The sequence below is a fragment of the Pseudobutyrivibrio sp. UC1225 genome (assembly GCF_900115215.1).
Lineage (GTDB): Bacteria > Bacillota > Clostridia > Lachnospirales > Lachnospiraceae > Pseudobutyrivibrio.
In genome coordinates this window covers 159,102-172,713 of record NZ_FOVQ01000001.1, presented here as the reverse complement: position 1 = coordinate 172,713, position 13,612 = coordinate 159,102, and the positions used below count along the sequence as shown (strand labels likewise).

General features: G+C 37.1%; 17 protein-coding genes. 1 reads left to right on the top strand and 16 read right to left on the bottom strand.

Annotated features, from left to right (window positions below; all coding sequences use genetic code 11):
• Positions 1-51: 51 nt before the first annotated feature.
• Complete coding sequence (locus BMZ41_RS00885; RefSeq protein ID WP_090526411.1) at positions 52-1,677, bottom strand: glycosyltransferase family protein; 1,626 nt, start codon at positions 1,675-1,677, stop codon at positions 52-54.
• A 91-nt stretch (positions 1,678-1,768) separates the two neighbouring features.
• On the bottom strand, positions 1,769-2,101 hold the full coding sequence (locus BMZ41_RS00880) for a LysM peptidoglycan-binding domain-containing protein (protein WP_090526409.1): 333 nt from the start codon (positions 2,099-2,101) through the stop codon (positions 1,769-1,771).
• Positions 2,102-2,280: 179 nt separating this feature from the next.
• Between BMZ41_RS00880 and lexA the strand changes: the two genes are divergently transcribed.
• The gene (gene lexA / locus BMZ41_RS00875; protein ID WP_090166497.1) at positions 2,281-2,895 is read left to right on the top strand and encodes a transcriptional repressor LexA; all 615 of its coding nucleotides are present in this window, start codon (positions 2,281-2,283) and stop codon (positions 2,893-2,895) included.
• 42 nt (positions 2,896-2,937) lie between these two features.
• Here lexA and rsfS read toward each other — a convergent pair whose 3' ends face one another.
• The 14 genes from rsfS to hisB all read right to left on the bottom strand — a co-directional run bounded on the left by rsfS (position 2,938) and on the right by hisB (position 13,582).
• Complete coding sequence (rsfS, locus tag BMZ41_RS00870; RefSeq protein WP_028247078.1) at positions 2,938-3,285, bottom strand: ribosome silencing factor; 348 nt, start codon at positions 3,283-3,285, stop codon at positions 2,938-2,940.
• 3 nt (positions 3,286-3,288) lie between these two features.
• Entirely contained in the window at positions 3,289-4,482 is a 1,194-nt protein-coding gene (gene nadD, locus BMZ41_RS00865) for a nicotinate (nicotinamide) nucleotide adenylyltransferase (protein WP_090526407.1), read from the bottom strand.
• Between the two features lie 9 nt (positions 4,483-4,491).
• Positions 4,492-4,779 (bottom strand): YhbY family RNA-binding protein, encoded by a 288-nt coding sequence (locus tag BMZ41_RS00860; protein ID WP_090526405.1) that lies wholly within the window; start codon positions 4,777-4,779, stop codon positions 4,492-4,494.
• A 13-nt stretch (positions 4,780-4,792) separates the two neighbouring features.
• On the bottom strand, positions 4,793-6,076 hold the full coding sequence (obgE, locus tag BMZ41_RS00855; RefSeq protein ID WP_090166501.1) for a GTPase ObgE: 1,284 nt from the start codon (positions 6,074-6,076) through the stop codon (positions 4,793-4,795).
• Between the two features lie 59 nt (positions 6,077-6,135).
• Positions 6,136-6,420 (bottom strand): 50S ribosomal protein L27, encoded by a 285-nt coding sequence (rpmA, locus tag BMZ41_RS00850; RefSeq protein WP_015549701.1) that lies wholly within the window; start codon positions 6,418-6,420, stop codon positions 6,136-6,138.
• Between the two features lie 3 nt (positions 6,421-6,423).
• On the bottom strand, positions 6,424-6,750 hold the full coding sequence (locus BMZ41_RS00845) for a ribosomal-processing cysteine protease Prp (RefSeq protein WP_090526403.1): 327 nt from the start codon (positions 6,748-6,750) through the stop codon (positions 6,424-6,426).
• Between the two features lie 2 nt (positions 6,751-6,752).
• Positions 6,753-7,061 carry a 50S ribosomal protein L21 gene (gene rplU, locus BMZ41_RS00840; RefSeq protein ID WP_072918564.1) on the bottom strand — a complete coding sequence of 103 codons (309 nt, stop codon included), beginning with the start codon at positions 7,059-7,061 and terminating at the stop codon, positions 6,753-6,755.
• A 162-nt stretch (positions 7,062-7,223) separates the two neighbouring features.
• Positions 7,224-7,592 (bottom strand): hypothetical protein, encoded by a 369-nt coding sequence (locus BMZ41_RS00835; RefSeq protein WP_090166505.1) that lies wholly within the window; start codon positions 7,590-7,592, stop codon positions 7,224-7,226.
• Between the two features lie 24 nt (positions 7,593-7,616).
• Positions 7,617-8,081, bottom strand: coding sequence for a thermonuclease family protein (locus BMZ41_RS00830; protein ID WP_177184126.1), 465 nt, complete (start codon positions 8,079-8,081; stop codon positions 7,617-7,619).
• A 144-nt stretch (positions 8,082-8,225) separates the two neighbouring features.
• On the bottom strand, positions 8,226-9,110 hold the full coding sequence (locus BMZ41_RS00825) for a ribonuclease E/G (RefSeq protein WP_090166510.1): 885 nt from the start codon (positions 9,108-9,110) through the stop codon (positions 8,226-8,228).
• Positions 9,100-9,816, bottom strand: a complete 717-nt coding sequence (locus BMZ41_RS00820; RefSeq protein WP_090526398.1) for a TIGR03936 family radical SAM-associated protein — start codon at positions 9,814-9,816, stop codon at positions 9,100-9,102. Before BMZ41_RS00820 ends, BMZ41_RS00825 begins: the two co-directional genes overlap by 11 nt.
• Entirely contained in the window at positions 9,806-11,674 is a 1,869-nt protein-coding gene (locus BMZ41_RS00815; protein ID WP_072918575.1) for a TIGR03960 family B12-binding radical SAM protein, read from the bottom strand. The genes BMZ41_RS00820 and BMZ41_RS00815 overlap by 11 nt, the downstream gene beginning before the upstream one ends.
• A gap of 9 nt (positions 11,675-11,683) precedes the next feature.
• Positions 11,684-12,964 carry a bifunctional phosphoribosyl-AMP cyclohydrolase/phosphoribosyl-ATP diphosphatase HisIE gene (gene hisIE, locus BMZ41_RS00810; protein WP_090526396.1) on the bottom strand — a complete coding sequence of 427 codons (1,281 nt, stop codon included), beginning with the start codon at positions 12,962-12,964 and terminating at the stop codon, positions 11,684-11,686.
• Between the two features lie 21 nt (positions 12,965-12,985).
• Positions 12,986-13,582 (bottom strand): imidazoleglycerol-phosphate dehydratase HisB, encoded by a 597-nt coding sequence (gene hisB, locus BMZ41_RS00805; protein WP_090526394.1) that lies wholly within the window; start codon positions 13,580-13,582, stop codon positions 12,986-12,988.
• Positions 13,583-13,612 lie beyond the last annotated feature (30 nt).

The following is a 13,612-nucleotide window of genomic DNA, read 5'->3' as shown; positions in this document are numbered from 1 at the left end:
CCTACCTAGGAATAGATTATCAGTTATCAGTATTAAAAGCAAATAACGAGCTTAATGATGCAATTGATAAATTTTATAAAAGTCAGTATCAAAATCTACCACATCCATTTTGTATCCTAATGAATCAAAATAGTCTTCTACCTCACTATCTTCTATTTTTTCCTTTCGAACATAGAGAGTGTAATCATCGTTTTTATCAATCATGGATCCAATATCAGATATGTGATTAGAATCCATCTCCAGGATGTTTGGATGTTCAAAATTTGTCTCGACCTCATAATTTACAACTTCGTAATCAACATCAAGAACAATCGCATCAGTATTTTTGCATGTGGCTTTATATGCCAGTCTGTCAGCTGAATCATATATATAATATGGCTCAATATTTTGATGCCAGTATCCACACATGAATAAAACAAGACAAGTTAATAATACAGCACATATATTTTTATTCTTAATAATAAATATCAATGCCTTATAAATGAAAAATACTATCATAATTGAAAAAATAGGCATAACAGGCATGATATATCGATCTACAAACCAAGGCACCGAGCATGCTGCAATAAAAAAATAGAACAGCGCTGGCACAAAGCTGTAAACCAAAATAACATTTCTTTTTGATACAACCTTTTCCTTAATATTATGACTGTGAATCATGCTATAAGCATAGAACATGACAACAATTACTGATATAAGGATAAAGCAAAGGAACAATTTATTGTTATTAGCAAACATTCCCTTTATAACTGATGTTCTGTAACTGTATATTCTTCTGATAATACTGCCACCAGAAAGATTTCCTGTGACATCATGACCTCTGTCACTGAAAACTACATGCATAAGGAAAAATGGCCATACAATGAGATAAATCACTCCAGTAACCACATTTCCTATAAAGTACTTTTTAATAGATGCCTTTTTCATATACATCACAATAATTGTAATGATAAATAAAGGTACAATATAAAATAGAGCAAAATACTGTGTAAACATAGCCATAAACTCAACTACACAGATTTTTCTAAAGATGTTGGAGCTAAAATCGAAACCAGACTCATACCATGAAATATAAAGATAAACCAACATGATACACCACATGGTAAGTAAGGCATACATTCTGAATAAAGTAGCGCTGTTTATAAATTCAAAGCTAAGGCCATAATACATGGCAGAAATCAAAGCCAACACTCTACTGCCAAAAACCTTAACCGCAATAAGGTACATGAAAATACATGCGACGATTAATGCAAAAATATTAATAATCAAACCTATAGTATAAATACTAAATTTGGGAAATATAGAAGATAATAAATTCAAGCACGTATAATAGAAAGGTGGATGCACATCCCCCGCATTAATAAGATACGCACTAAAAAGATTAAATTTACTACTCTTTGATGCAGTATATTCATCAAGAATTTCAGAATGACTCACCCAAGTGTTTATACCTGATATATCACTTTTGAGCTGAGCCGAATAATCAGAAACAGAACCATTGCGAATAACATCTAAAACAGTACCTATATGGATAACACCATCATTTGCAAACTGGAATGAAATAGCCTCATCAAGGTTCAATCCACATTTTTCTTTAGAAATAAATACGGCGTGCAATAATACAATAACTACACAAATAAATAATACCTGAGATATAATTCTCTCTCGATTTTTCATTGACACATAACTCCCTTAAATTACTAGCTAGGTTATTATATCAATTTATGTAATATTATGAAACTATTAATCGCACAGAAATTAAATATTTCTATAATTCATTATAAGAAGTGTATTCAATCACAATATATTTGCCTGCAGTAATCTTATCCCCATCAATATGATTAAGCTTTTTGATGTTATCAATAAAAGCTTCCTTATCAGAAAACTCAGGAGTCATAAACTGATCTGCAACAGTCCATAATGTGTCACCTGACTGAATCTCATAGCTGGTGTAATATGTATAAACTGGGCGGCTGTTCTCTGCTGCTGCCTTGCTGCTATGAAGCATGAACCCTATGAAAAACGAAACAATAACAGTAGCTACAGCTAACATAATCTTTCTGTTTCTAACTATTCTCTCAGCTTTTGTATTCTTTCTCATGACCTCTCCTCCATCAAAAAGAAAAATATGTTCGAAAACATCTGTTCTGAGTTAAACTATAAGGCACAAACATTCGTTTGTCAACACATTTTTCGAACAAAATTTCGGAAAATGTGTTTGCAAAACTATGTTCCGTATGATACTCTAAATATAGATTAAAAGTGAAAGGAGATTTTCATATGGCATATGGAAAAATATCTGCTAAGCAGCGTGAAATTCTCGAAGTTATAAAAGCTGAAATTTTAAATAGAGGCTATCCACCTACAGTTCGTGAGCTTTGTGATGCATGTAATCTCAAGTCTACATCTTCTGTCCACTCTCATCTTGAGACACTTGAGAAGAACGGCTATATCAAGCGTGATCCTTCAAAGCCACGTGCTATCGAAATCGTAGATGATAGTTTTAATATGGTACGCCGTGAGGTGGTTAATGTTCCTGTGGTAGGAAAGGTTGCTGCTGGTCAGCCACTTTTAGCTATTCAGAATATTTCTGAATACTTCCCTATTCCTGCAGAACACATGCCTAATCAGCAGTCATTCATGTTAAAAGTTCAGGGAGAATCTATGATTAATGCTGGTATCTTGGATGGCGATACCATTTTAGTAAAACAGCAGGATACCGCTAAGAATGGAGATATGGTTGTAGCGCTTGTTGATGACAGTGCCACAGTAAAGACTTTCTATAAAGAAGATGGTCACATTCGTCTTCAGCCAGAAAACGATAATATGGACCCAATCATTGTAGATAATTGTTTAATTCTTGGTAAGGTATTCGGAGTATTCCGCTTCTTCTAAATTGATACAAAAAAGGACGACCCTTTTGGTCGTCCTAAATTTTTATAAATCTTTTGCATCAATTAAGATTCCATCTTTCCAAATTCTCTCTAAATCATAGAATAATCTATCTTCCTCAGAGAAAAGATGAACAATAACATCCTCGTAGTCCATAAGTACCCAGGTACTCTGTCTGTTACCTTCAATTGACTTTGCGTGAATCCCCTGCTCATAGAGTAGTCTATCTACTTCATCCTGCATTGCATTAAGCTGACTCTGGTTAGAAGCTGATGCAACAATGAAATAATCAGCCATAATACTGATATTTGAAATATCAATAGCCTTAACGTCAATTGCTTTTTTATCATCAAGTGCTTTGCAAACAATCTTGGCCATTTCTCTTGCGTCCATAGTTTACCTCTTTTCTTTCATGTACTGTTTGTAGTAATTATATGTATCTACAGTGGTAGGATCTACCATATCAGAATTATTATTCAAATATGCTACAGAATCTTCTAATATCATGTAAACACATTCATCTAAATCCGTATAAGCCACGGACCTAAGAATATCTAGTCTAGGCTGCTTATCTCTTCCTGGTTCAATGTAATCAGCTACAAAGATAATCTCATCCAACAAGTTCATGTTAGGACATCCTGTTGTATGAACTGTAATTGCATGTGCAATCTGAGGATCAAAAACATTATACTTTGTCGAACAAAAATGTGCTCCAACCTTGCCATGAAGTAAATGCGGATATTTTCGTTCAATATCGCTGATTGGAATATTATTGCTTTCGCAAATATTTAAACGCTCTTCATCAGAAATACATTTAGCAGAATCATGAAGCATTCCAGCAACCATTGCTGTATATGCCGGATAATTCCATTTAAGAGCCAGAGCATAGGCTGTGGTAGCAACACCTAATGTATGTATATATCTACCTGGTTTAAGGGCTTTTTTCATCTCCTCTGATAATTTCAAAATGTCATCATAAGAGTAAGTATACTTGCTATAAAGATTATGATTAATAATGTACAGAATAACCTCAGTTCTTAGGCAATCCCTAACCTTTACATCATCATAAAAATCTGCCCTAATTTTTGAAGATGAAATCTCATTAGCTTCATAATCAATGAGACCGAACTCTCCCTCAAATACTTTCCTATATTCGTCTATTACTTTGCTCAGTAAATCAAAATCATCTCCCAGTCTTGGTGCAACCAAAATAGTCGCAGTTTGGGAAATTATTTCAGGATTAACCCAGTCCTTAAAGTTTAACAGACTATCGCTACCCATAATAAAGAATATATCATCCTTAGGATGTTCATTCTTTAATTCTGTCATAGTAATGTAGGAATAGCTTTTACCCGCGCGGTAAATCTCCCTGTCGTCGATAAATAAATCTTTTTCATCTCTTATAGCAAGCTCCACCATTTCCAGTCTGCAAATATCTGCAACAGATTCTGCAGTATTCTTATGTGGTGGAGTGCCTGCAACCAAAAGATATACTTTGTCAAGGTTATACTGTTCAAGTGCAGCCTTAGCTATTTCGATATGTGTGTTGTGAATTGGATTGAATGTCCCGCCATAAATACCAATTCTCATGATGTCTCCTTACTGAGGAAGCTTAATTGTAGGCTTCTTCGCTGCTCTATAAAGAATGATCTTTCTACCGATTACTCTGACAACCTCTGAATGAGTACGCTCAGAAAGAACCTGTGCAATCTCCTTTGGATCATCAAAGCAATTCTTTAAAACATTAATTTTAATAAGCTCTCTTGCCTCGAGCGCCTCATCAACAGCATTTGTATACTCTGGAGTAAGTGAAGCCTTGCCAATCTGTAAGATTGGATTCATATCAGCTGCAAGAGATGATAAATATGCTCTCTGTTTATTAGTCATTTTAATCTCCTAATTACTTGTAATAATCAAACACAAGGCCATACATTCTAACTGTATCACCTTCCTGGATACCCTTTTCCTCAAGTTCCTTTAAGATGCCCTGCTCTTTAAGGAAATTCTGGAAGAACAAGAAGCCCTTCTCAGATTCAAGATTAGTGTAACCAAGCATTTTTTCGATACGAGGACCTTCAACAACATAGTCGCCCTCATCGTTAATCTCAACAGTGTATGGCTCCTCGCTAAATGCACGGATAGTTGGATCAAATTCCTGTTCATAAACGATAAGCTCGTCATCGCAGGTATCAAGAAGTCTTACAACCTCGTAAAGAAGCTCTTTAAGACCTTTACCACTAACTGCAGAAATAGGATAAACCTTTATACCTTTAGGCTCAAATTCAGCTCTTAAGGCTTCTATAACCTCGTTAGATTCTTCACCGATAACATCCATCTTGTTAGCTGCAATAACCTGTGGTTTCTTAAGAAGCTCTGAATCATAGGCTTCAAGCTCTGCTGAGATAGTCTTAATATCCTCAACTGGATCACGACCTTCAACAGAAGCGCCATCAACCATATGTATAATAACCTTTGTACGTTCAATATGGCGAAGGAATTCATGTCCAAGTCCGATTCCCTCTGAAGCGCCCTCGATAAGTCCTGGAATATCAGCAATAACAAATCCGTTTATATCATCAACATCAACAACACCAAGATTTGGAGAAAGTGTTGTAAAATGATAATTTCCAATTTTAGGCTGAGCGTTAGTTACACGTGAAAGGAATGTAGATTTTCCAACATTTGGATATCCAACAAGACCTACATCAGCAATAACCTTAAGCTCAAGAATTACTTCAAGCTCGATGGCATCAACACCTGGCTTAGCGTACTTTGGAGCCTGCATAGTAGATGTAGCAAAATGCTGATTGCCAAGGCCACCCTTACCACCTGGAAGGACAATCTGACGCTTGTTATCACCAGACATATCTGCAATAACTCTTCCACTTTCAGCATCCTTTATAACTGTGCCCTCAGGAACTTTAAGGATAAGATCCTCGCCATTCTTACCATGACAATTATCCTTTCCTCCTTCTTGACCATTTTCAGCAGCAAATTTACGTCTATGACGGTAATCTACTAAAGTATTGAGACCTGGATCAACTTCAAAAATAACGTCGCCACCTTTGCCACCGTCACCACCATTTGGACCACCATTTGGTACATATTTTTCACGGCGGAAGCTAACGTGACCGTCGCCACCTTTACCTGACTTTATAATAATTTTTGCTCTATCAGCAAACATAGATTTCTCCTCAAATTTAAAATTGACCCGACTTACGTAATGTGAGTCGGGTCAAATGATTACTGTTCTACTGGATAGACAGAAGCCTGCTTCTTGTCTCTACCTTTTCTTTCGAAACGAAGTACTCCATCAACTAAAGCAAAAAGTGTATCGTCTCCACCGAGACCTACATTGTTGCCTGGAAGAATCTTTGTACCACGCTGTCTGTAAAGAATATTGCCAGCCTTAACGAACTGACCGTCTGCTCTTTTAGCGCCTAATCTCTTAGACTCTGAATCTCTACCGTTCTTTGTAGAGCCTACACCCTTTTTATGAGCGAAGAACTGAAGGTTCATCTGTAACATGTCTTACACCTCCTTGTATTGTAATGAAATATATTCATCACCGTATTGTTTTTGAATTTCGTCCAAACCTAATATCATAGAATCAAGCAATAGCTTTGATTTATCCGAAATACCATCCGAGAATGCCATGGCCATATAACCACCATCCTCGGCAGCTTCACTAGAAAAAGCATCATCAGTAAACTGTTCAATACTATTAAATGTATTAATAACAAGAACTGATACAGCTGCACAAACAATATCCTGACCGTGATCAGCATATCCTGCGTGACCTTCAAGTGAAACATTAACTATTTCATTATTATGTCTGGAAATTACTACGCTAATCATAATTAGCCGTTAATCTTTTCGATCTTAACCTGTGTAAATGACTGTCTGTGGCCATTCTTCTTATGGTAACCTGTTTTTCTCTTGTACTTGTAAACGATTACCTTCTTACCTCTGCCTTCCTTAACAACAGAAGCCTCAACTGTTGCGCCTGCTACTGTAGGTGCACCAACCTTGAGTTCCTTGTCGCTAACAGCAAGAACCTGATCAAAAGTAACCTTCTCACCAGCCTCAACGCCGAGCTTTTCAATGGTAATGATATCGCCTTCAGAGACTTTGTACTGCTTACCACCTGTTGCAATAATTGCGTACATGGTTTGTTCCTCCTTTTTATCATTACTCGCCAGTTTCGGTGGTGCTTCGGAATGAAACACACTTTAAAAACCACACTGAGCGGCATACTCAAGTATATTAACACAGGATTTTTACTACGTCAATCTAAATTGTTCATAAAACTTAGAAAATTTATATATCCTCTAATCTATCTGATGAACGTCACCAAGATGCTTCTTAAGGTAAGCATCCAATGAAGTCAAATTCTTACCATTTGCTTCTCGAATCTTTTTCACCTCATCCTCAAGACAGTGTCTGCAGGTGCGTCTAAGATCCTCCTCTTCATTCTGTGCAAACCAGTTATTAAACTGCTCATCCAAATCAGCATCCTTGTGAAAGCGAAATTTACTAAGCTGTAATGTAAGCTGAGATGTAGAACGGGTTCTCACCGAATCCTTAGCATCCTCTGTAAGCGTAATTTCAGGAAAATCCTTGTTATACTTAACGATTTCCTCCTCAGCAATTTCCTCTGCCTTTTTTTCTACAACCTGAATGATTTCATTAATATCCATAGCTGCACCCCCGCAGATAAGTGATTAATCCCACAAATTTCTGAAGCCTTCATACTGCCATAAACCTGTATTATTATCTCTGGCAGTTCTCATAAGAGCCTGTAAACAATCATCATGTGCCACAGTAGGCTCATATCTTTTTGCTACTCCATACCCATTCTCCACGATTATAGCATTAACCATTGAATTTTCTATGTTCTGCTCATCAAAGGTGTTAGACACGTCTTCTAACCATACATAAGCCAATGTTCTATCATACTGGTCATCATCATCCACATCATATTCCAAATATAACATATCAGTTTTAGAAAGTAGCTCCTTAGTATAATCGCTTGCCATTACACCATACTCATTGTTACGTTCTTCCTCGGCTGCGACAGATTCCGGAGTATCAATACCAATCATTCGAACACGCTTCTGTTCCCCTAAAGCATCCTCTACAATAATCGTATCTCCATCTACAGTTCTGACGAATTTTACTGCATCCAAATTTGAATCCTCATAACTATTGACACTGTTGTATACCTTCGGACCACTACATCCAATTAAAAAAATGAAGAATAGTATTAAAGTTCTTCGCAATTTCTTATTTTTCATAAATAATTTTTCTCTTTCTGTCTCAATATTAAAGCATTATAGAATTATAGGTGAAAACAATCTTGATCGTGTTATTTCCATTAGACCTAGATTAGTAAAACCATGAATAGTCACATTAGAATAATCATCTTTAAAAGCATCCTTCGCAATTTCTATAAGCTTATCTTCTTCCTTGTTTGATACTTTTAATAAATCAATAATAATTATTCCAGAGATTGAGCGTAATCTAAGTTGCGCCGCAATTTCTTCTAATGCCTGTCGATTTGTTTCCATAGGTGAACCTTTGCCACCATTCTTTCCGGAATTAACATCAATAACGGTCATGGCCTCAGTAGATTCAATAACAATATTTCCACCATTTTTTATATATGCAACTTTTAACGTTACATTATCAAGTAGCTTTGTTAAATCAAACAATTGCCATAAAGAAAATGATTCATCTGTGTAGGCTCTTATGTTTAGATTTTTAGAAATGATTTCGTCTAAATCGGATACTATCTCGCAATCCTTATCCGCAAATTTTTCAATAAAGAAATCTATAAAATCTCTATAACCTGATGTAGAATTATCCTTTATGAAATTGCAGGAATAGGGCTTTGTTCCTTTTTTATCCTGACTAATTTGAACCAAGAACCTATCACTTTGACATACAAGCTTTTTATCTGAATGTCTTTCAATAAAGAAATCCGGCTTTAACTTACGTTTCTCAATAAACCCTTTATCCCCTGTAGAAAGTTTCAATATACAAGCATCAATATCATTTAAAACCTTTTCAACTGTAGCCTCACATACGACACCGACTTTGGTGACGTCAAGATTAAATATATCTAAAGGTTTATCTTTTTCATCAAAAGAAACAAGGAGCCGAAGCTCCTTATCTAAATATATTCCTTTTGTAATTACGCATTTTTTAATGCTCATCACCAATATCTCCTAAAGAAATTAAGGAATCTGGCTCACCAGTAAACATATCCATTCTTCTTATATCAAGTGAAAGCTCATCAAATTCTGGCAATCCGATGAATTCATGGAAAGCCTTAACAACTAATTCTGGCTTAATATTATCTGTGCTACCGCTTGAAAGAAGGAGGTCATATTCTGGTTTACCTTCTTTAATAATTAAATTGAAACGGTAGATAAGAGGCTTTAAATCAAGCTCTCTTTCACCCTTTTTAGTCTTCTTAACAATATTAATGCTAGAAGCTTCATCAAAGAATCTTTCCTTTAAATCGATAATATTATCGATGTAGCAGGCGTCATCCTTTGAATCTTTATAAGTTACAACGTAGCTTGCAGCAGTAACTGCAGACATACATTTTTCAGCGGAATCTGGAAGATATTTGAAACCAATAATCTCAAGGCCTTCAACCATATTATCATTTAAAGCCTTAAGGGCTGATGCAGCATTAACCTTTTCCTTTAAATCAATATCCATGTACTCACCTTCAGAGGTAAGACCTACACCAAGTGGTGCTGCAAATGACATGATCTGATGTGGATTAAAGCCTTCTGAATATCTGATTGGAAGCTCTGATCTTTTAACCGCCTTCTGGAAAAATCTCATAAGGTCCAAATGACCTACATATCTCATTATGCCTGTCTTGGCAAATTTAACTCTAACGCGCATTATGACATACCCCCGATCCAATAATTCCTGCACCACAACCGTTGCAGCTCATTTTACAATTAGGAGTAACCTTAGCGTTCATAGCGTTGTTCCACTCTCTCTTAAGGAAATCCTTAGTAACGTGACAATTAATGAAATCCCATGGTAGAATTTCATCTAAATCACGCTGACGGTATGCATAATAATCTATTGAAATATTATTCTTTTCAAAAGCAGCAAGCCACTTATCGAAATCAAAGTATTCACCCCAGGCATCAAAGAAACATCCGCTCTTATAAGCATCTAAAATAGCTGGGCAAAGACGTCTGTCTCCGCGGGCAAACACACCCTCAAGAACAGTAACATCAGAATGATGCCAGTTATACTTAAGCGACTTCTGATTAAGCTGGGCCTTCATCTCGTCATTAACAACCTTGGCACGACGCAAGTACTCTCCAGCCTCGTACATTGGAGCCCACTGGAATGGAGTAAATGGCTTAGGTACGAAGAATGATGTAGAAATAGTAATCTGGCAACGCCCCTGACGCTGTTCCTTTGGAACAGTATCGTAATAAGCCGCAGCCACCTCATTAGCAAGCTGTGGAATAGCCTTCATATCCTCGTCTGTCTCTGTAGGAAGACCAAGCATAAAGTAGAACTTAACCTTGTTCCAGCCACCCTTAAATGCAAGTGTGGCACCACCGATGATATCTTCTACAGTAAGACCTTTGTTAATTACATTACGCATTCTCTGAGAGCCTGCCTCAGGAGCAAATGTGATACTTGATTTTCTAACATCCTGAACCTTTGACATAACATCAAGAGAAAATGCATCGATTCGTAAAGACGGTAATGAAACATTAACTCCCTCTGATAAGCAATCATCAATAAGGAAATCCATAAGCTCACCAAGAGCATGATAATCACTTGATGAAAGTGAGCTAAGGGAAATCTCCTCGTGACCTGTAGATGCAAGAAGCTCTCTTGCCTGCTCCTTAAGAACGTCTACAGACTTTTCTCTGTTTGGACGGTAAATCATACCAGCCTGACAGAAACGACAGCCTCTGATACAGCCACGCTGAATCTCGAGGACAACTCTGTCCTGAATAGCACGAACGAATGGAATAAGCATCTTTGTAGGATAGCTTGAAGAATCCATATCTTTTACAACCTGACGGTCAATTACAGCTGGAACATCATCATAAATAGGCTTAAAGCTTTCAATTGTTCCATCAGATTCCTTATAAGTAACCTCGTAAAAAGCTGGTACATAAATTCCTGGAATCTTTGCTGCTGCTCTAAGGAAAGACTGACGGTCAAAGCCCTTTGCCTTGTGTTCTTTATATAAGTCGAGAAGAAGTGGATAGCTGGTCTCACCCTCTCCCACGTAAACTAAATCAACAAAATCAGCGATAGGCTCTGGATTAGTGGCACAAGGACCACCCACAATAACGATAGGATCATCGTTTTCACGATCCTTAGACTCTAAAGCCACACCAGCCAAATCAAGAATCTGAAGGATATTGGTGTAGCACATCTCATACTGAAGTGTCATACCAATGAAATCAAAATCCTTGATAGCATCCTGTGATTCTAACGCAAAAAGAGGTATATTACGCTCCTTCATCAGATTATGTAAATCTGGCCATGGCGAATATACCCTTTCACAATATGTATCCTCACGCTTGTTAAGCATATCATAAAGGATAGCTATACCCAGGTGAGACATACCTACTTCGTAGACATCAGGGAAGCACATAGCAAATCTGATGTCTACGTCAGCAGGATTCTTTTTCACACTATTAAATTCGTTGCCGATATAACGTGCAGGCTTGTCAATCTGCATCAAAATATCGTCAGGTAATGCAAGTTTTTTCATATAATAATTTTATCTTTGAGCAAGCTCAGATGTAATATCTTCCCAGGTAACTCCTTTGGCAACCATAAGAACCATCATATGATACAGGAAGTCTGAAATCTCATATTTGGTCTCTTCAGAATCAGGATTCTTGGCTGCAATAACAATCTCTGTAGCCTCTTCACCCACTTTTTTAAGAATCTTATCCAATCCCTTATCAAAAAGATAATTCGTGTATGAACCTTCCTTAGGATTCTTCTGACGGTCAGCAATAACTGCATAAACATCCTCGAATACCTTAAGTGGATTACGCTCAATATACTCCTTTTTTACTATCTCATTGAAGAAGCAGCTAGGTGCACCAGTGTGACATGCCACTCCAACCTGAGAAACTTTCGCCAAAATAGTATCAAAATCACAGTCCGCAGTCAATGACTTGACAAACTGGAAATGTCCGCTTGTCTCACCCTTAACCCAAAGAGACTGTCTTGAACGAGAGTAATATGTCATCTTGCCTGTGCGAATTGTAGTATTGAAGGATTCCTCGTTCATGTACGCAAGCATAAGAACCTCGCCTGTCTGGAAATCCTGAATAACTGTAGGCACAAGTCCATTTGCATCTGGCTTTAAATCTGACCAAGCAAGCTTAGGCTCAAAGTTATCCATCTTAATACCAGAATCAGAAAGCTCGCTCTTCATCTGCATGATATTGAAATTAGTATCATTAATAAACTGTCCAGAAATACCACGGATCTGGTCTGATTTTAGCACCTTAAGTACTTTATCAAGATCATACTCATCTACCTGAGCAATATATGGAATCTCAGTAATGTTCTCCAAGCCTTCTAGAAGAGAAGTGTTCATGATAAGTAACTCATGAATATTGCTTGGAAGAAAATCCTTTGTCTTAAACAGGAAATCAACTGTAGAAAGACTTACCAGCATTTTCTGGGCACCAAATCTGGCACTGGCTTCCTTAATCAGGTCAATGGTCTCAGGCTTTGATCCGTTAAGAATAACCTCTACACATCCAGCATAGAGAAGCTTCTTAACATCCTCGAGACGCTTAATGTTTCCTCCGCCAGCTGTCTTAACCTGTACATTACGGTTAATCTCTCTGATAGCTAGGATGTTTTTCTCATGTTCCTCGTCATCAGTAGATAAATCATAACAAATAATTTTATCTATACCGCTGTCATCATATACTGATGCCAGCTCAAGTACATCCTTTTTTACTTCAAGATCAGTAGGGCTCTTTACCGCCATACCATCCTTGATATAAATAGTGGCAACTATGTTTTTGTGTTCCATGTCAAGTCCTGCTCCTTTAAATTAAATTGAACCCTTTGTTGTCATTGTGGAATTATTAAGTCTTGGGTCAATAGTTGTAGCCTCGTCCAATGCTTTGGCAAATGCCTTAAACATCGCCTCACACATATGATGTGAATTTCCCGGTGTAAGAACCTTAATATGTAAATTCATTCCTGCTGAATAAGAAATAGCATAGAAAAATTCTTTTACCATCTCGGTATCCATGTAACCAATTTTTTCTGTAGGGAATTCAGCTTCAAAAGATAAATATGGTCTGTTACATAAATCCACAGCAACAAGCACTAAAGTCTCGTCCATAGGAAGGATGCAGCTGCCATAACGCTTAATCCCAAGTTTACCCCCGCAGGCTTTTTTGATTGCATTGCCAAGCACTATTCCTGAGTCCTCAATAGTATGATGGCAATCAACCTGTAAATCCCCCTTTATTGATGCAGATAAATCAAAGAGACCATGTCTTGTAAAAGCGTCAAGCATGTGATCAAAAAAGCCAATGCCTGAGCTTACCTGACACTCACCTGAACCATCAATTGAAAAATCGATGGTAATATCTGTTTCTTTAGTTTTTCTGGCAACCTTTGCCCTGCGTTCCTCTGACATAATTTCACCTAATTATTTATAATTCCCACA